A 17,436-nucleotide genomic window follows, 5' to 3' on the forward strand; every position below is an offset into this window, starting at 1 on the left:
GCCGAGCGAGCGTTTTATCTATACGGACTTTTAAAAAACGGACTTGTAGAACGAATGGGATTTCACATGGAGGATCGGGGAGGTGTGGAACGTATGAAGTCGTGGAAGCGTTGGACGCACGCTCTGTTGCTCTGCGGGTGCGCCCTCGGCGGACTTCTCGCCGCGGGAAGCGCGTCGGCGGCAACGCCGGAGCGGCCCGATGTGTATGTGGACGGAGAATGGATTCGGTTTGATGTGCAGCCGCAGGTGTTTCAATACCGCACGCTCGTGCCGATGCGGATGATCTTTGAAGCGTTGGGCGCCGATGTGAGCTGGGACGACGCGACGCAGACGGCGACGGCGGCCAAGGACGGCACCGTGCTGCGTTTGACGATCGGCAAGAACGTCGCGACGAAAAACGGCGTGCCGATGGGGCTCGACGTGCCGGCGCAACTGGTCAACGACCGGACGATGGTGCCGGTGCGGTTTGTGGCGGAATCGTTTGGAGACGAAGTGTTGTGGAACGAAGCGCTGGGCCGTGTGACGATCCACTCGGTCAACGCGCCGAAAGTCCGCGTGATCGGCGATGACACGCTTCATCTTCAAGACGGCATGACGGCTCGTATGCAAGCGCTGGTGCGTCAAAAAGCGCTGGCGGACCTCGTGCAAAACGAGATCGGCAAGAGCTACCAGCAGCCCGTCTGGATCTACCTCTCCAACTCCGCGCAAGGATACCGTCAGAACATCGCCAAGTACGGGCAAGACCCGGATGCGGCTTCTGTGGCGGCACAGGCGGAAGGCGTGACGTACGGCTCGCGCATCTTGCTTCCCCTCGACAAATTGACCGACGACCGCCTGCGCACGCAGACGGTGGCGCATGAGATGATGCACGTCCTGCTCAACCAAAACGGCGGGCTCTCGCTGCCGTCGTGGGTGCATGAAGGCTTGGCGTGGCAGACGGGGCTTGACGCGGAATTTCAGTCCGACCCGGCGGTGATGCGCCGCCAGATGGACGGGATGCTGCGCGACTATGTGCTGGGCATCGTGGAGCAGGGCAAGTACCAACCGCTGCTCTCGAAGAAAGAAGGCACGATCGACGCGATGACCAGCGCCGGATACAACACCGAGCTGCAAGATTACCTCGCCTATCAATACTACGTGCAGACGTACGGCAAGCCCGCGTTCATGAACTACTTGAATCGATACTTGTCGGGGGGCGCGAACGCCTTCCAAGCGGCGGCAGGCGTGACGGAGTCGGCGTTTGAGACGAACTTCCGGGCGTACTTGGAGCAAGAGACCAAGCGCTCCTCCAACGGCATGGAAATCACGCTGAAGGTGCCGGACGGCTTCCAAGGCGATCTGCATCTGTTGGCGCAGGGCACGGGCACCACGCCGACGCAACAGCTGTTGCTGCAACCGGGCACGCATACGTTGCGGATCTATCGCGACGGACGTGTGGAAGGCGCCAAGACGCAGACGGCGCACGACCAAGCGGAACGAGATCAGAGTGCGGTCTACCTGTTTGTCGATCTCAACCGCGCGGTCTCCGAACAGGGCGTGACGAGCGACAGCGGCGGCATGGGGTTTTACGACTCGTACGGGGAGTATTACTACGGCTATGCGTGGCTGAACACGTCTGCGCAAGGCGCGATCTATCCGGATACCAACAAGGTGTTGGGCGTTGAAATTCTGGATGTGCGCGCATTTTAGCCGGGACTTTTCCGCTTGTGACCCCGGTGGTGGATTCGTAGTATGAAAGAGATAGGCGGACAGTTTCTCCCGTTAAGGCAAACCTGTTGAAAGACAGGGACGCAAAGCCACGACCAAGGGCGGAGTCACCACGACAACGGCAAGCACAAGGGCTGGACGAACAAGACCGTCAACATGATGAAGCATCTGGGCGAACTCAAACAACAGATGGCGGTCTTGAACGAACAACAAAAAACCTCCGCAACCGGGAAGCCGGACGGAGGTTTTTCGTTTGTTGCGATATGCATACGCAGGTCTAACACACGGACACACTGCTCAGGAAGGAGCAACTATTGCAACTGCTTGCTGTGATAAGTGACGATGCAGCGATCGAGCTGTTGGCTCACTTGGAGGACGATCGGGTGCAACAAATCCCCGTGGTACTCCTTCACAACTTCGTTCAACTTTCGGCGGATGCGTTCGATTTCTTCCAAGTAGGTGTCCATTCGCAAAACCTCGTTTCGTGAAAAGGTCTTTCTCTTATTTTAGACAGTTCGCGCAGAATTAACAATAGTTAATCGAGGGAATATTGATAAAATATCCGGTTAACTAAGAAAGCGAACTGCTAATTCCCCGCTCTTCTCCGCTTCTTGGCGCAATTCTTCCACGTGCGGGCGCATCATCACCTTGTAGCGGTCGAGATTCTCCACGCAGTCTTGGATGGTTTCGCGCAAGCTTTCGTACGTGACGTTGTTGACGGCGTCGATCTTGCGGTCGTAGCCGACGCGCTGTACGAAACGGTCGATCTTGGGGTCGTACGAGAGCGAGACGAACGGCACCCCGCAGTGCGCCGCGAGAATCAGCGAATGCAGCCGCATCCCGATAATCAGGTCGGTGTTGGCAATGATATTCGCAATATCGCGAAACGAGAACTGTCGGTTGAGCAGGACGGCACGCTCCTTCATGTAGGAGAGCACTTTCTGCGAGGCGCCGACATCGCCGGGATATTGCATCGGAATGAACACGACTTTCCATCCGGCGCGGATGAGATCGTCGGCGTTTTGCGCCAAAATTTTATGGAACGGGTGCGGCGTGGACCAGTTGCGAATCGCGATGCCGACGATCTTTTGCGTGCCGCCCAAGTAGGCGGACTTCACGCCGAATTCGCTGAGCATCTTCGCACCGGCGTCCTTGGAGAACAGCTCGGTGTTGATCGCAAACGCCGGGTCGGCCGTGACGTACATCTCCGGCTTCGAGACGCCGTACATCTCCAAGTCGTCGCGCGACTTCGCGTCGCGGACGGTGATCAAATTGACATGGTTGACGACTTTGCGGATCAGTTTCTCACTGAGCGGCTTGGAGATCGGCCCGATGCCTTGTCCATAGAACACGATCGGTTTGCCGAGCATCTTCGCCAATCGCGCAATGCCCAAGTAATACAAGATGCTGCGCCCGCCGGTCACGTCTTGCAAGAGACTCCCGCCCCCCATGACCAACATGTCGCAACGCATCAGTTCGCGGAAGATCACGCCGAAGTTCCAGCGGTTGAACGCTTGGATGCCGAACAGGGCTTCCGTGCGCGTCGGCTGGTTGGACAACACGACGAGTTCCGCATCGGGACGTTCCTTGCGAATGCTCGACATGATGCCGTACAGGACGGTGTCATCTCCTAAGTTGTCGAATCCGTAATAACCGGATATTAATATGCGCGGCATTAGCTCTGCTCCCTCTAGCGGTCAAAATACAGAACTAGTATACCAGTTTGACCCCCCGATGGAAAGCGCGGCATGGCAAAACTTGCCCTGCATGGGACCCTTCGAAATGCCCGATACTACGCCCAGAAATCAAGATGGAGGAGGGAACTCAACGTGGCTCGCACTACCCCCCGCAGATCGAGATTCCGGCGTGTATGGACCGTGCTGGCGACCGTTCTGGGTGTTCTCCTCGTGGTCGGAGGCTACGGACTCTATCAGGTTTACCGCGCGGCGGATCAGATATACCGGCCCTCAGCTTTGCAACCCCGCGTTGCCGAACAGCAAGAGGCTCCCAAGCGGCAAGTGAAGCCGGACGTCATCAAGGATTGGTACACCGTTCAACGGGAGCGGCTGCACCTGCCGCCTGCCAACCTCGAAGCGGAAGATCCCGCTCCATCGGCCAAAAATTCCCTGTCACGTCCCGCTCCCCGTGCGTTCACAACCGGGGAGGAGCCCCGCAAGCAGGAGGATCCGTCCCGAGCCGAGGGAAAGCTTGAACCCCGCCGAGAACCGTCGGCGACGACACCCGTTCCTCCTACTCCCAAACCGGCCGCGCACCCTTTTTCCCAATGGTTGTCCGGCAGGCTCTCGGGAGCGGACGCCGCAAAAGGGCAGACGTTTCTGCTGATGGGCGTCGACTCGCGCAAGGGCGAAGCGGCGCGCTCCGACACGATCGTGCTGGCGACGCTGCCGCCAAACGGACAAGACCTCTACTTGATGTCGATCCCCCGCGACACGCGCGCCAACGTGCCGGGGCACGGCTGGACGAAAATCAACCACGCGATGAGCTGGGGCGGCTTGCCGTTGATGAAGAAGACGGTCGAGAACCTGTTGAACATCCAAATCGACCACACCGCCACCGTCGATTTTGAAGGCTTTCGGCAAGTGGTCGACACGCTCGGCGGGCTCGATCTCGCCGCCGAGAAGGACATGCGCTACTACGACCCGACCGACGGCACGAACATCCGCCTCAAGCAAGGCCAACCCCTCTCCACAGGCCAACTCGCGCTCGATTACGCCCGATTCCGCGCCGACGCGATGGCGGACACGGGGCGAATGCAGAGACAGCAGCGCGTGATTCGTGCTATGATTCAAAAAGGAAGCGAGCCGTCCAACTGGCCGAAACTGGTCAAGATGCTCGACATCATGGGCGAGCACGTCAAAACCGACGTGCCGCCGCGCGACTGGATGGCGCTGGTCATGCGCTATTCCGGCACCCGTGAGGACGGGATCAAAACGCTCTCACTCAACGGGCAAAACCGCATCTCCAAGGCGGATCACCTCTGGTATTTCTACGTCGACGAGGCGGAATTGCGCAAGATGAGCGTTCAATTGCAAGCGCTAAAGCGAGGGAATGCGTAACGATGCAGAACCAAGTTCACATTTTGGGCGTGGGGTTTTCCACGCTGACGTTCAGCCAAACGCTGCAACAATTGAAGCAAGACCTGCAAAACACAATACAACCCCGCCACATCATCACCGCCAACCCGGAAATCATCATGTTGGCGCGTTCGGACGCGGGCTTCAAGCAACTTCTGGAGAGTGCGGATCTGATCACCCCGGACGGCATCGGCGCGGTCTGGGCTTCTAAATACTACGGAGAAGCTCTGCGCGAACGGGTGACCGGCGTGGAGCTCTCCACCGCCCTGATCGAGCATTGCGCCGATCAGGGTCTTGGCGTGTTCTTGCTCGGCGCAACGCCGGAGTCGAACCGTCTGGCGGTCGAGAATCTCCGCAAGCGCTATCCGAACCTGCGCATCGCGGGACGTGACGGCTACTTCAAGGAGCACGATCTGCCCGATGTCTTGGAGGCGGTGCGCGCGTTCAAACCGAACCTCCTGCTGGTCGGACTCGGCGCGCCCCGCCAAGAGCTGTTTATCGCCAAGCACAAATCGGAGCTGGGCGTACCCGTCTCGATGGGCATCGGCGGCTGCATCGACATCTTCGCGGGCGTCGTCAAACGCGCGCCGAAGCTGTGGCAGAAGTTGCGGCTGGAATGGCTGCACCGTCTGTTGTCGCAACCGAGCCGCTGGCGGCGGCAATTGGTGCTGCCGAAATTCGTGATCACCGTCCTCACCGACAAAAATCGGAAAAAATAAGGTCTTTCGTCCTGCAGGACGCCTTGCGTTTTGTGTCGAAAAAGAGTCTCAGCAGATATTGGGACTGGAGGATTTGCACTCATGAAAAAAGCACTGACCTTCCTCGGCACGATGGTGTTGACGCTGGCGATCGGCGTGACGATCGGACAAGTTTCCAAAGCGGACACGCCGAGCGCGCCGGGTTCGGCGGACGACCCGATCGTCACCAAAAGCTATGTGGACCAAAAAGTCGCGGGCGTATCCGGCGGCGGCAGCACGGGCAACACCGGCAGCACGGGAGGAACTTCCGCTCCGGCCGACATGTCGTTTAAAGTCGTCACCCTGAACGCCGGGCAGACGATCAAGGGCGGAGAAGGAACGGAGTTGATCTTGCGCGGCGGTACGGCGACCGCGATCGCCTCAAGCAACGGCGGCGTTTCCGACGTCACGGGCGGCACCGACCTCGCGCAAGGGGCGAATGTGGAATTGAACCACCTGCTGCTCACACCGCGTAACGACGGGCGCGGAATGAAAGTCGGGAACGGCACCGCCTACCTCATGGTGCGCGGCGCGTACACGGTTCAGTAACAAAAGAAACAGGCTCTGCGTCTAAACAAACGTCAGAGCCTTTTTTTGTTCAGGAGAAATTCGTTCAGAGGGATTCCATTCCTGTGTGGTTTTTGATTTGATTGAGTACGCAATGGGGGATATGAAACCGTGGCTTATCAGGGGAAACCGTATGGAAGCAACGCTTCCGTTGTGCGCACGAACAAACCGACCCCGCCGCCAAAACCCAAGCGCAAGATCAAGTGGGGGCGGCTGTTTCTGATCTTGTTCCTGTTGGTGTTCGTCATCGGCTTGACCGGGATGGCGGCGTACGGGTGGTATCTGGAGCGCAAAGTGGTGCAGTCCGACGCGGCGGTTGTGCCGATTGCCCAGGGCAAGCCGGTCAACGTCTTGATCATCGGCGTTGACCGCGACCCGAAGTCGGGCGAAGCGCAGCGCCGTCAAAATTTCAACACCGACACGCTGATTTTGGCGCACATCGACCCGGCGAAACACCAAGCGTCGATGCTCTCCATCCCGCGCGACACCCGCGTGCAGCTGCCGACGGGGATGGAAAAAATCAACGCCGCCTACGCCATCGGCGGCATGGACCGCTTGAAGAAGACGGTCACCGACCTGACCGGACTGCCGGTCGACCGCTACCTGATGATCGACTTCCAGGGATTTGTGAAGATGATCGACGCGGTCGGCGGTTTGGATTTTAACGTCGACAAGCCGATCTACGACCCGGAAGGCACCGTGTCGCTGCAACCGGGCAACCAGCATCTGAACGGTCAGCAAGCGCTCGCCGTCGTGCGCTTCCGCCATGAAGAGCTGGGCGACATCGCCCGCGTGCAGCGCCAACAGCTCTTCCTCGAAGCGCTGACGGCGAAGATGAAGGACGCTTCGCTTCTCGACTGGACGAAAGCGCTGCGCGGCATGAGCGATTCGCTGACGACCGACATGGCGATCAACGACATGGGGCAACTGGCGTATTCGATGCACGGCGACGGCGCGAAAGTCAGCGCCTACACCGTGCCGGGAGATTTCTTGGATCTGTACGGAGTCTCTTATTGGAAGTACGACCCGGAGAAATTGAAGGGCGTCGTCCAACAGATGAAAAATGAACCGTAGCCGCCAAGTTCTTTGCAGGGTATGACGAGCGGCGATGCACACACTAGAAGTACCGACAGAAGTCCCGTCGGAAACCCCAAGTGGAGGTGCATACGACATGGCACTCGGAAGCGGCAGACGCAACAAGGACCAACTGGTCCCGCAGGCACACAAGGCGCTTGACGACATGAAGTATGAAATCGCGGCAGAGATGGGCCTGCCGGTCTACCAAGGCAGCGAAGACTACTGGGGACACATCACCACCCGCGATGCCGGCGCTGTCGGCGGCCACATGGTCCGCAAACTGGTCGCGTTCTCGCAGGCGGCGTTGATTTCGGGCAAACAGTAAGCGTTTCGTCAACGGCTATGCAAACTGAATACCCTGTAACGGAAGGCTCCGGGTGCAACCGGGGCCTTCGTTTCTATCGGTACTTTTTCACATCTCGTCGAATTTCATGCGTATGGAACAGTTCTCATTGACACATTCTAGGGAATGCAGTACATTTATCATGTTTTCTGTAAAAAAAATAGCAAGTCCAACGACAACTGTCTGCGGAAATCAATACATAAAGGGGGCCCAACTCATGGCAAAACGTTATCTGTTTACCTCTGAGTCCGTCACCGAGGGGCATCCGGATAAGATCTGCGACCAGATCTCCGACGCCGTTCTTGACGCGATTTTTGCAAAAGACCCGAATGCGCGCGTCGCGTGCGAAACTTCCGTTACGACCGGTCTCGTTCTCGTAGCGGGCGAAATCACCACCTCGACCTACGTCGACATTCCGAAGATCGTTCGTGAAACGATCCGTGAAATCGGCTATACCCGTGCGAAGTACGGCTTCGACGCGGAAACCTGCGCGGTTCTGACCTCGATCGACGAGCAATCGGCCGACATCGCGATGGGCGTTGACAAAGCGCTCGAAGCTCGCGAAGGCCAAATGTCCGACGCGGAAATCGAAGCGATCGGCGCCGGCGACCAAGGCTTGATGTTCGGCTTTGCTGTCAACGAAACCGAAGAGCTCATGCCGCTTCCGATCTCCTTGGCGCACAAGCTGTCCCGCCGTTTGACCGAAGTTCGCAAGAACGGCACCTTGGCGTACCTCCGTCCGGACGGCAAGACCCAAGTCACCGTCGAGTACGAAGGCGACAAGCCGGTTCGCATCGACACCATCGTCATCTCCACGCAGCACGCAGAGGAAGTCACCCTTGAGCAGATCAAGAAAGACCTGCAAGAGCATGTGATCGGCGCTGTGATCCCGGCTGATCTGGTCGACGAAAACACCAAGTACTTCATCAACCCGACCGGCCGTTTCGTTATCGGCGGCCCGCAAGGCGACGCAGGTTTGACCGGCCGCAAGATCATCGTTGACACCTACGGCGGCTACGCTCGCCACGGCGGCGGCGCGTTCTCCGGCAAGGATCCGACCAAAGTTGACCGCTCCGCAGCGTATGCAGCTCGTTATGTGGCGAAGAACATCGTCGCAGCGGGTCTGGCAGACAAGTGCGAAGTGCAACTGGCGTACGCAATCGGCGTTGCACGTCCGGTTTCCGTCATGGTGGACACGTTCGGCACCGGCAAAGTAGCAGACGACAAAATCGTCGAGCTCGTCGAGAAGAACTTTGACCTGCGTCCGGCAGGCATCATCAAGGAACTCGACCTGCGCCGTCCGATCTACCGTCAAACCGCAGCATACGGTCACTTCGGCCGTCACGACCTCGACCTCCCGTGGGAGCGCACCGACAAAGCAGAAACCCTGCGCACCGGTGCTGGTCTGTAAGAGAGTTAGAAAAGCAAAGCCCTGCCGCTTTCCCGTGGCAGGGCTTTTTTTGCAAAAAAATAACCGCCCCTGTCGTCGAGGTGAGGTAAGAAAAACCCCTGACCGAAGGCCGGAGGTTTTTTCATGATCCGTATTACGCCGTGATCGGTTCGCCGTACTTGCTTTGGCGGAACTCTTCGTAGAGCTTGACGGAGAGGCTCATCGCTTCGATCAAGCCGACCGATTGGCCTTGCTTTTGGTAGAGGTGCAGCGAGTTGTTGAGATGCTGGATCGCCGTCGGCAGGTCCTGTTTGTGGCGGTACATGTCGGCGAGCAGATGGTGAGCGCGGGCGGTTTCCAGCTCGTTTTGGCTGAATTTGTCGAGAGCGGCATGCAGGCGTTCAATCGCCGCTTCAATGTCGCCGTTGCCTTGCAGCAGTTGCGCCATCTCCAACTCGGTCAGTCCGAGGTTGTACAGATCGCCGTCGCGCTGGTACAGATCCATGCATTCTTCCAAGATCGCAAGCGCTTCCATCGTTTGGCCTTGTTTGCCGTGCAGGACGCCGAGCGAGCGCTTCACGTCGGTCGCCAGCTTCATGTTGGTGAGGCTGCGGAAGATGATGTACGCTTGCTCCGAGAAGTACGCCGCTTGTTTGTAGTCGTTGTTGTCGCGGTAGGAGAGCGAGAGGTTCAAGTACATCTGCCCGACTTCCTCCAGCGTCAAGAACGACTCGCGGGATTCGTACGCTTCTTGGAGGAATCGCAGCGACTCTTCCAAGTAGCCGAGTTTGTGGTAGGTGTTGCCGATGGCCGTCAGCAGGCGCGACTTGATCGCCGGATCGAGCTCCCCTTTGTTGAACAGGTCGTACGCTTTGTGCCAGTGGTAGAGCGCCAGTTGGTACTGCCCGGATTGCTCGGCGATGTCGCCCAAGCGCTGCAGGATCGTGACTTGGCGCGAAATGTCGCCGCTGTGCATCGCGTGGGTGAGCAGTTTGTCGAGCGGTTCGCTCGCTTCTTCAAACTTGCCGAGGCGTTGGCAGCACTCCGAGAGCGTCATCTGAAACTCGTCTTGCTCGGTGCCGTGCGACTCCTGCAGCGTTTTGAGCAGCGAATACGCTTTTTCGTACGAATCGGAAGCCATCAACGCTTTGGCGAGCGTGTACGAAGAGCGTTGGCGTTTGTTGGCGTCCGTGTCGCTGACGAAAAACTCGATCGGCTTGTTCAGGCGTTCGGCGAGAGATTGCAAAACTTGATAAGAAGGGAACGCTTTGCCGTTCTCGATCTGGCAGATCATGCTCGACGTGACGATGCCTTGCGCGAGCTCGTTTTGCGTCAGTCCTTGTTCCTTGCGTGCCTGGCGGATGCGTTGACCTAAAGACATATTGTTCATAGGGGTAAGCCTCCTTTATCTGATCGACCGTGGATTCGCTAGATTTGATAAGTTTATGGTAGCAATCCACTAATTTAAAATCAAAGTTAAGAGTTGTTCTGAGTGAAAGACCACCTCCTCACGCCTTGTTTTCGCGCCCGCACGCTTGTTTTTAGATAGGATGATCAGGAATTTTTCAAAAAATAAGAGATTTTTTGTCGAATGTCCACGTATTCTTAAGAGACGAAGTCGAAACTCGAAAAAAACTTTTCGCAGTCCCTCACATTCGACCCCCACACCCTCCCCCGCCCCTGCGTACTACTATGGCATATCACCCTTACCCCATTGCTTGGGGGCGCGGACGACCCATCTGCGCCCCCCTTTTTTTATCTTGCAGGATTTCGACAAAAGATATGGAATTAAACTATATAGACTGTTCCAAAGCGGGGTATTAACAGTGCCGATTGAATTTGATGCGAAGATGTTGGACACGGCCGTTAACGCAACGCTTCGAGCGATCGAGGACGGCAAGAACCAAGTCTTCGAAATCGCGGAGAGCGCGCGCAAGGAAGAGCAAGCGATGCGCGAGGACGCGTTGGGCATTCAACGCCAAGTGGCGGAAACGATCCGCGAAGTGGAACGCTTGGAGCGCGCCTACACGTTGGCGCGGCACAAGTTGGTGGAAGTCTCCCGCGATTTTGATCGTCATTCCGAATCGGAGATCAAGCAGGCGTATGACGATGCGCATAAAGTCCAGACGCAAGTGCTGGTCACCCGCGAGCGCGAGCAGCAACTGCGCGCCCGCCGCGACGACCTCGACCGGCGGCTGCGGAATCTGGAGCAGACGATTGCCCGTGCCGAAGCGCTGATCACCCAGTTGGGCGTTGCGTTTTCCTATCTATCGGGGGATTTGAGTCAGATCGGCAATGTCTTGAAGAACGTCGAGCAGCGCCGCTTCCTCGGCATCCGCGTCATTCAAGCGCAAGAGGAAGAGCGCAAGCGCGTCGCCCGCGAGATACACGACGGGCCGGCGCAGACGATGGCCAACGTCGTGCTGCGCGCGGAAATCTGCGAGAAGATGCTCGACCGCGATGTCGAGAAAGTCCGCAGCGAGTTGCGCGAACTCAAAGACAGCGTGCGCGCTTCGCTCTCGGAAGTGCGCCAGATCATTTTCGACCTGCGTCCGATGGCGTTGGACGACTTGGGACTCGCACCGACACTGCGACGCTACATGGCCGATTTCCAAGATAAGTATAAGATCGCCACGGAGCTGAAAGTCTTCGGGCGGGAGAAGCGCTTCAACAATTCCTTGGAAGTGGCGGTGTTCCGCTCGATCCAAGAAGCGCTCAACAACATCTGGAAGCATGCAAAAGCGTCGACGGCGACCGTCCGCTTGGAGCTGACGGAGAAGCAAGTCAACGTGCATATAGAAGATAACGGAATCGGATTTGATGTAAGCGAAGCCACGTCCGGACCCGAAGGCGGGCATTTCGGACTCTTGGGCATTAAGGAACGCATCCAGTTGCTGGAAGGGCGGTTGGAGATCAAATCGAATCGGGGAAAAGGCACGAAGGTGATTCTCTCGCTGCCGATCACAGACGAATGAGGAGGTTAGGCCAAGATGCAGAAAGAAAAAATCAGACTGCTCTTAGCAGATGACCATACGCTGTTTCGGCAGGGGTTGCGCCGGATTTTTGAATTAGAGGATGACATGGACATCGTCGGCGAGTGCCAAGACGGAGAACAGGCGGTCCACAAGTCGCTCGACATGCGCCCAGACGTGGTGCTGATGGACATCAACATGCCGAAGAAAACCGGTGTGGAAGCCACGCGGGATATCAAACTGCAAGACGAGAACATCAAGATCCTCATTCTCTCCATTCATGACGATGAAGCGTATATTTTTGAAACGATCCGCGCCGGCGCCAACGGCTATCTGCTCAAAGACGTGGAATCGAACACGTTGGTGGAAGCGGTTCGCCAAGTGGCGGGCGGTTCGTCGTTCATCCACCCGCAGATCACCACGAAGCTGCTCGACGAGTTCAAGCGCTTGAGCAACCAAGTGTACGAGGGCGACTTTGAGCAGAGCGAACCCTCTCTGTCGCTGGAGTGGCAGGACATCTTGACCCAGCGCGAGATGGAGATTCTCAAGCTGATGGCCGAGGGCAAAAGCAACCGCACGATCGGCGAAGTGCTGTTCATTTCGGAGAAGACGGTCAAAAACCACGTGTCCAGCATCTTGGGCAAACTCGGCGTCGACGACCGCACGCAAGCGGTGATCACGGCGGCCAAGCGCTGCTGGGTCAAATTGTAAGAGTATTTCGAGCAGAAACGACACGTTGGATAAGCAGGGCGGCATATCTTGATACCATCCACGGAGGAGGTGTTGAGAGTGCTCGCCCTTTTTATCTGGGGATTTGCGTTGTACGGGATTTGTGTCATGCTCTGGCGGATCTTTCGTTTTTTGATGTCGAAGAGCCGCAAGAGAGTTCCGGTCACGGCGGTGATGATCGTCCAGGAGGGGGCCTCTTACATGGAAGGCATCCTCCGGACGTTGACGACCGCCGAACCGTTTGTCGGAAGTCAATTGGAAATTCTCGTCATCGACTGCGGCTCGCGGGATGAGACGACCCGCATCGTCGAAGCGATTTCCAGCCGTCGTCCGACGATCCGGCTCTTGCACGCGCAGGGCGTCGATCCTTACCAAGCGATGATGCCGCACCTTGCGCAACGCACCCGGCACGTACCGTGCATCTTCGATTTGCGAGGCCGCGTCTCGCCGCAAGAAGTCGTGCCGACTTTGGCCGGATTTTGGAGCGAATTGGGTCTTTAGACCCATGCAAACAAGCTCTTACACGACATATAATGAAATCAGATGATGAGTCAATCAATAAAGGCAAACCCGTTGAAAGGCGGGGACGCAAAGCCATGGGTCTAACACCGAGTCTCCCTAACTCGGTCATGATTGCCAGGTTGCTGATTGATACGGTTGCGGACCACCACCCCATGGTTCGCTAAGTATCCTTTTCGGCAAGCGTCCGAAGAGGATACTTTTATTTTCAGCGTTTGACTCATCCGGTTAGCATTCTCTCATTTTTTCCCTTTTTGTAATCCCCCTACCCCCCACAGCGAAGAGAGACCTTGACGGGCCCCCAACCCGCAAGCGTCTCTCTTCGTGCGTTTGGGGGTTTTTTGCTTGCACGCAACTCGCAAAAAAGGGACCTCTTCCGCCAGCAGAAGAGGTCCAATCGTGTAGAAGGAGGTCAGGTAATGAAAAAGTGACTCGCCACAATGGTTGTCGTCCTTGCTACAGTGTATGCAGAAAAGCCGCCAAAGTGACCTGTATTTTCAGAATTGAAAGTTTATTACGCCGTCCGTCAAGCGCTGTTCCGTTTTTACAAGGTGTTAACGTGAACTACACGGTTCGTCTATATTCCCTTCCTTTAATCCTGCGATACTGGTTAAGGAGGGTGATCTGCAGATGAGAAATGACAACCACCTCAAGGGCATGTCTGTGCAAACCCGATTGACGCTGTTTGTGACGGGACTGTTGTTGCTGGCCGTCGTCGCGATGGGCGCGGCCGTCTACGTCGTCGTGGCAAAAGATTTGAAAGCAACGGCGGAGTTTCAGCTGTCCGGACACGCGGCGGCGGTGTCCAAGCAGATGAGCCTCTTGCTGGAGACCTCTGACAACCGTGAATTTGAACGCAATGTGGAATACCTGTTGAAAGGCGAGCAGCGCCAGTTCACCCAACTGGGGTGGTCGTTGCAATCGAACTTGTTAAAAACCGGCGCGATTTCGACGTTGGAGACCCAAGAACCTCTGGAGATCTCGATGCCGCTGTATGAACAGATGTTGAAGGAAAAGTCCGGCGTCCTCCGCAGCTCGGAAAGCGGAGCGGCGCGGACGTATGCGTTTCAGTTTTTGCCGGAGCGCAGTCTCTTGTATGTGGCGGCGGTGTCGGACGATGAAATTTTGCAGCCGCTGATGCACGTGCGCAACGTCACCGCCGGGCTCGTGATCGCGGTGATGGGGATCGGCTTCCTCGGCGTGCGCCTGTTCGCCGTGCGGCTGCGCCGCTCGATCATGCGGATTCAAGGCGTGATGCAGCGCGTCGCCGAGGGCGACCTCTCCGTGGAACTCAACGAAGAGCGGGGCGTGCGGGAAATTCGCGCGCTGCGGCGCACCGTCAACGAGATGGTGCGCAACTTGCGCCGTCTGATTCAAAGCGTCGAACAAACGGTGTTGGAAGTGGCGGCGTCTTCACAAGAGCTGTTGGTGGACGCCGAGCAGACGACAGGCGGAATCAAGCAAGTGGCGGCGGTCGTGCAGGAAGTGGCGGGCACCGCCGAATGGCAAGCGCACTCGACGCTGCAAAACGCCGAAGCGTTGGAGAGCATGGCGGAGCGGCTGTCGCGCATCGTCCAGACGTCGCACCGTGTCACCGAGATTTCCAACGCCACCGCGCAAGAAGCGGAGCAGGGAAACCAAGCGGTGCAGCGCGCCGTCCGGCAGATGCACGACATTCACTCGACAGTCGGCGGGATCGGACAGGCGATTGCCCGCTTGGAACGGCGTTCGGAGGAAGTGGAGAAGATCGTGGACGCCATCACGTCGATCGCCTCGCAGACGAACTTGTTGGCGTTAAACGCCGCCATCGAAGCGGCGCGCGCCGGCGAGCAGGGGCGCGGATTTGCGGTCGTCGCCGACGAAGTGCGCAAACTGGCGGAGCAATCGGAGAGTTCCGCCCGCCAAATCGCGTTGCTGATCGATGAAATTCAACAAGACACCCGCGCGGCGGTGCAGGCGATGACCGCCGGAACCCAAGACGTGCAGACCGGGTTGCAGTTGGTAGGCGTTGCGGGAGTCGTGTTGGAGCGCATCGTGGCGGCGGCGGGGACGGCTGCGGAGGAGATCGAGGCGATCACCGGGCTGTCGGAAGTGATGAACGAGGAAGCCGGGCGCGTCGTTCAGGCGGTGGAAGCTCTCTCGATGAACTCCAAACAATCGGCTGCCTCCTCGCAATTTTGCGCGGCGGCGTCTGCGGAACAGCTCGCCGCGATGGAGCGTGTGCACCAGGCGGTGGAACGCTTGGAACAGACAGCTGTCCTTTTGGAGAAGAGCATTCGACAATTTCGGACAAATGGAGCAGGAGCGTAATGCGCTTCTGCTTTTTTTGTTCTAAAATAGAATACGGAAGGATTAAAAGAAACTTCGTTGAAAGGATAATAGTAGATCAAGTTACGTGAATGAGTCGGGGTTATTGTATCGGCCCTTTCGTTTATAAGGTGGGGGATTGAGAATGCCGGAGAGAAAACTGCACACGTCCCGTCGTTTTGGCGGAATCGTCAAGCCGCTGCTGCTGGGCAGCATCGCTTCCTTTGCGATTGTGCTGCTTGTGACGTTTGGATTGGAGCGAGCGGAAGACCATCGTTGGCTCGGCTTGCCTTGGGTTCAGGCTGACCCGGAGAATGTGGCGTTGCGCGCGCTGATCATCAACGCGATTCAGCTGGGGCTGCTCTGTTTGCGGTTGTTGTTCCGCGGCTATGACGTGATTTCGAAGCGCTTGCGCCGCCGCTATAACATCTTGTACTCCGTGTTGTTGCTGCTTTCGTACTTGGGGTTGGTTCTCAAGTACTTCTCGGGGCCCACCGCCGAAGCTCTCGCGCAAATCAGCGGTCTCGTCGGGCTGGTCGGAATCCCGGCGACGCTGTACGGCATGTATTTGCTGGTCATCATCTACCGCCGCGTGGAGAATCGCTTGGAAGATGCCGAAGAGATGTCGGTGCGGTATTACAACCAATTGATCACCGACTCGCTGACCGGTCTGCCCAACCGCATCTTGTTTCAGGACCAGTTGACCGCAAAGCTCGCCGAAGTTCACAAAAAACGCAAGCGGCTCGCGGTTTTGTTCCTCGACCTCGACCGCTTCAAGTTCGTCAACGACACGCTCGGGCACCGCATGGGGGATTTGCTTTTGCAAGCGGTGGTGAGGCGTCTGCAAGGCGTTTTGCAGACCGGCGAGACCCTGTATCGTCTGGGCGGGGACGAGTTTATCATCGTCGCGGAGTTCGAGCAGAAGTCGGACGGCGTGGAGCGGGCGAATTTCCTGTTGCGTGAGATGGAAGAGCCGTTTTGGATTGAAGAGCATGAACTTTTTATCACGACTTCGATCGGGCTTTCGTGGTACCCGGACGACGGGGAAGACACCGAAACCCTGTTCAAGAACGCCGACATGGCGATGTACCGCGCCAAGGACCACGGACGCAACAACGTCCAGCAGTACGAGTCGGTGATGAACGTGCACGCCGTCGAGCGCTTGCAATTGGAGAAGGACTTGCGCAAAGCGATTGAGCGCGGGGAGTTCCGCGTCTACTACCAACCGCAAATCGACATCGAGACCGGACAGATGATCGGCATGGAAGCGCTCGTGCGCTGGCAGCACCCCGAGCGGGGCATGGTCTCGCCGGGACTGTTCATTCCGCTGGCGGAAGAAACCAATCTGATCGTGCCGATCGGCGAATGGGTGATGCGTACCGCCTGCGAGCAGACCAAGCGCTGGCAGGACGCCGGATACCCGCCGATTCGCGTCTCCATCAACCTCTCCGCGCACCAGTTTGCCCAGCCGACGCTGGTTTCCAAAGTGCGCGCCGTCTTGGAAGAGACGGGCATCGAGCCGCAGTACGTCGATTTGGAATTGACGGAGAGCATCACGATGACCAACGTCGACCGGGCGATCTCCACGATGCTTGAGCTCTCAAGCCTTGGGTTGCAGATTTCCATCGACGACTTCGGGACGGGCTATTCGTCGCTCTCGTATCTGAAGAAATTTCCGATCCACACGCTGAAAATCGACCAGAGCTTCGTCCGCGACATCACGAAAAACGCCGACGACGCGGCGATCGCCACGGCGGTGATCGCGATGGCGCATTCGTTGAACTTGAACGTCATCGCCGAGGGCGTGGAGACGGAAGAGCAGTTGGAGTTCCTGCGCGAACGCCGCTGCAACGAATACCAAGGCTATCTCTGCTCCCGTCCGCTGCCGGCGGCGGAGTTTGAGAACTTGCTTGCTTCCGAGTTGCAGATGAGAACCTGATGCCGCCTGTGCGGGTCGGGTTCTTTTTTTGTGTCCCGTTTTACAATCCCTTAA

At 57.5% G+C, this 17,436-nt stretch carries 15 protein-coding genes and 2 riboswitches; of the genes, 12 read left to right on the forward strand and 3 right to left on the reverse strand.

Going from position 1 to position 17,436, the window contains the following annotated elements; genetic code table 11:
• The first annotated feature begins 93 nt into the window (after positions 1-93).
• A complete protein-coding gene (locus EL26_RS23490; protein ID WP_052036045.1) occupies positions 94-1,689 on the forward strand; it encodes a copper amine oxidase N-terminal domain-containing protein in 1,596 nt (531 codons plus the stop codon).
• A gap of 66 nt (positions 1,690-1,755) precedes the next feature.
• Positions 1,756-1,822, forward strand: a riboswitch (cyclic di-GMP riboswitch).
• Positions 1,823-2,018: 196 nt separating this feature from the next.
• Here the strand turns inward: EL26_RS23490 and EL26_RS24440 are convergent.
• Both EL26_RS24440 and csaB read right to left on the reverse strand, forming a co-directional pair.
• Complete coding sequence (locus EL26_RS24440) at positions 2,019-2,174, reverse strand: aspartyl-phosphate phosphatase Spo0E family protein (protein WP_081857007.1); 156 nt, start codon at positions 2,172-2,174, stop codon at positions 2,019-2,021.
• A gap of 99 nt (positions 2,175-2,273) precedes the next feature.
• Complete coding sequence (gene csaB, locus EL26_RS05800; protein WP_038085588.1) at positions 2,274-3,383, reverse strand: polysaccharide pyruvyl transferase CsaB; 1,110 nt, start codon at positions 3,381-3,383, stop codon at positions 2,274-2,276.
• A gap of 153 nt (positions 3,384-3,536) precedes the next feature.
• Here csaB and EL26_RS05805 point away from each other — a divergent pair, with 153 nt between their 5' ends.
• From EL26_RS05805 to metK, 6 genes are all read left to right on the forward strand, one after another.
• A complete protein-coding gene (locus tag EL26_RS05805) occupies positions 3,537-4,784 on the forward strand; it encodes an LCP family protein (RefSeq protein WP_161780668.1) in 1,248 nt (415 codons plus the stop codon).
• Between the two features lie 2 nt (positions 4,785-4,786).
• Positions 4,787-5,521 carry a WecB/TagA/CpsF family glycosyltransferase gene (locus EL26_RS05810; RefSeq protein ID WP_038085591.1) on the forward strand — a complete coding sequence of 245 codons (735 nt, stop codon included), beginning with the start codon at positions 4,787-4,789 and terminating at the stop codon, positions 5,519-5,521.
• Positions 5,522-5,602: 81 nt separating this feature from the next.
• A complete protein-coding gene (locus EL26_RS05815) occupies positions 5,603-6,088 on the forward strand; it encodes a hypothetical protein (protein ID WP_052036047.1) in 486 nt (161 codons plus the stop codon).
• 129 nt (positions 6,089-6,217) lie between these two features.
• A complete protein-coding gene (locus tag EL26_RS05820; protein WP_052036048.1) occupies positions 6,218-7,180 on the forward strand; it encodes an LCP family protein in 963 nt (320 codons plus the stop codon).
• Between the two features lie 97 nt (positions 7,181-7,277).
• Positions 7,278-7,508, forward strand: coding sequence for an alpha/beta-type small acid-soluble spore protein (locus tag EL26_RS05825; RefSeq protein WP_038085594.1), 231 nt, complete (start codon positions 7,278-7,280; stop codon positions 7,506-7,508).
• Between the two features lie 235 nt (positions 7,509-7,743).
• Positions 7,744-8,937 carry a methionine adenosyltransferase gene (metK, locus tag EL26_RS05830; protein WP_038085597.1) on the forward strand — a complete coding sequence of 398 codons (1,194 nt, stop codon included), beginning with the start codon at positions 7,744-7,746 and terminating at the stop codon, positions 8,935-8,937.
• A 133-nt stretch (positions 8,938-9,070) separates the two neighbouring features.
• Here metK and EL26_RS05835 read toward each other — a convergent pair whose 3' ends face one another.
• Complete coding sequence (locus EL26_RS05835) at positions 9,071-10,306, reverse strand: helix-turn-helix domain-containing protein (RefSeq protein WP_038085599.1); 1,236 nt, start codon at positions 10,304-10,306, stop codon at positions 9,071-9,073.
• Between the two features lie 436 nt (positions 10,307-10,742).
• Between EL26_RS05835 and EL26_RS05840 the strand changes: the two genes are divergently transcribed.
• The 5 genes from EL26_RS05840 (at position 10,743) to EL26_RS05860 (ending at position 17,382) form a co-directional block, all read left to right on the forward strand.
• Complete coding sequence (locus EL26_RS05840) at positions 10,743-11,891, forward strand: sensor histidine kinase (RefSeq protein ID WP_238546063.1); 1,149 nt, start codon at positions 10,743-10,745, stop codon at positions 11,889-11,891.
• A gap of 15 nt (positions 11,892-11,906) precedes the next feature.
• Positions 11,907-12,599, forward strand: a complete 693-nt coding sequence (locus tag EL26_RS05845; protein ID WP_038085601.1) for a response regulator transcription factor — start codon at positions 11,907-11,909, stop codon at positions 12,597-12,599.
• Positions 12,600-12,677: 78 nt separating this feature from the next.
• Positions 12,678-13,118, forward strand: a complete 441-nt coding sequence (locus EL26_RS05850) for a glycosyltransferase family protein (RefSeq protein ID WP_038085604.1) — start codon at positions 12,678-12,680, stop codon at positions 13,116-13,118.
• Positions 13,119-13,170: 52 nt separating this feature from the next.
• Positions 13,171-13,266: riboswitch (cyclic di-GMP riboswitch) on the forward strand.
• Between the two features lie 500 nt (positions 13,267-13,766).
• The gene (locus EL26_RS05855; protein ID WP_052036049.1) at positions 13,767-15,446 is read left to right on the forward strand and encodes a methyl-accepting chemotaxis protein; all 1,680 of its coding nucleotides are present in this window, start codon (positions 13,767-13,769) and stop codon (positions 15,444-15,446) included.
• A gap of 142 nt (positions 15,447-15,588) precedes the next feature.
• A complete protein-coding gene (locus EL26_RS05860; RefSeq protein WP_052036050.1) occupies positions 15,589-17,382 on the forward strand; it encodes a putative bifunctional diguanylate cyclase/phosphodiesterase in 1,794 nt (597 codons plus the stop codon).
• Positions 17,383-17,436 lie beyond the last annotated feature (54 nt).

This window comes from Tumebacillus flagellatus, assembly GCF_000714935.1.
In the GTDB taxonomy this organism is placed as follows: Bacteria; Bacillota; Bacilli; order Tumebacillales; family Tumebacillaceae; genus Tumebacillus; species Tumebacillus flagellatus.

Excerpts from the sequence above, each read along its gene's own strand:
- EL26_RS23490 (WP_052036045.1), top strand. The coding sequence starts at position 94 with ATGAAGTCGTGGAAGCGTTGGACGCACGCTCTGTTGCTCTGCGGGTGC.
- EL26_RS24440 (WP_081857007.1), bottom strand. The coding sequence starts at position 2,174 with ATGGACACCTACTTGGAAGAAATCGAACGCATCCGCCGAAAGTTGAAC.
- csaB (WP_038085588.1), bottom strand. The coding sequence starts at position 3,383 with ATGCCGCGCATATTAATATCCGGTTATTACGGATTCGACAACTTAGGA.
- EL26_RS05810 (WP_038085591.1), top strand. The coding sequence starts at position 4,787 with ATGCAGAACCAAGTTCACATTTTGGGCGTGGGGTTTTCCACGCTGACG.
- EL26_RS05815 (WP_052036047.1), top strand. The coding sequence starts at position 5,603 with ATGAAAAAAGCACTGACCTTCCTCGGCACGATGGTGTTGACGCTGGCG.
- EL26_RS05825 (WP_038085594.1), top strand. The coding sequence starts at position 7,278 with ATGGCACTCGGAAGCGGCAGACGCAACAAGGACCAACTGGTCCCGCAG.
- metK (WP_038085597.1), top strand. The coding sequence starts at position 7,744 with ATGGCAAAACGTTATCTGTTTACCTCTGAGTCCGTCACCGAGGGGCAT.
- EL26_RS05835 (WP_038085599.1), bottom strand. The coding sequence starts at position 10,306 with ATGAACAATATGTCTTTAGGTCAACGCATCCGCCAGGCACGCAAGGAA.
- EL26_RS05845 (WP_038085601.1), top strand. The coding sequence starts at position 11,907 with ATGCAGAAAGAAAAAATCAGACTGCTCTTAGCAGATGACCATACGCTG.
- EL26_RS05855 (WP_052036049.1), top strand. The coding sequence starts at position 13,767 with ATGAGAAATGACAACCACCTCAAGGGCATGTCTGTGCAAACCCGATTG.
- EL26_RS05860 (WP_052036050.1), top strand. The coding sequence starts at position 15,589 with ATGCCGGAGAGAAAACTGCACACGTCCCGTCGTTTTGGCGGAATCGTC.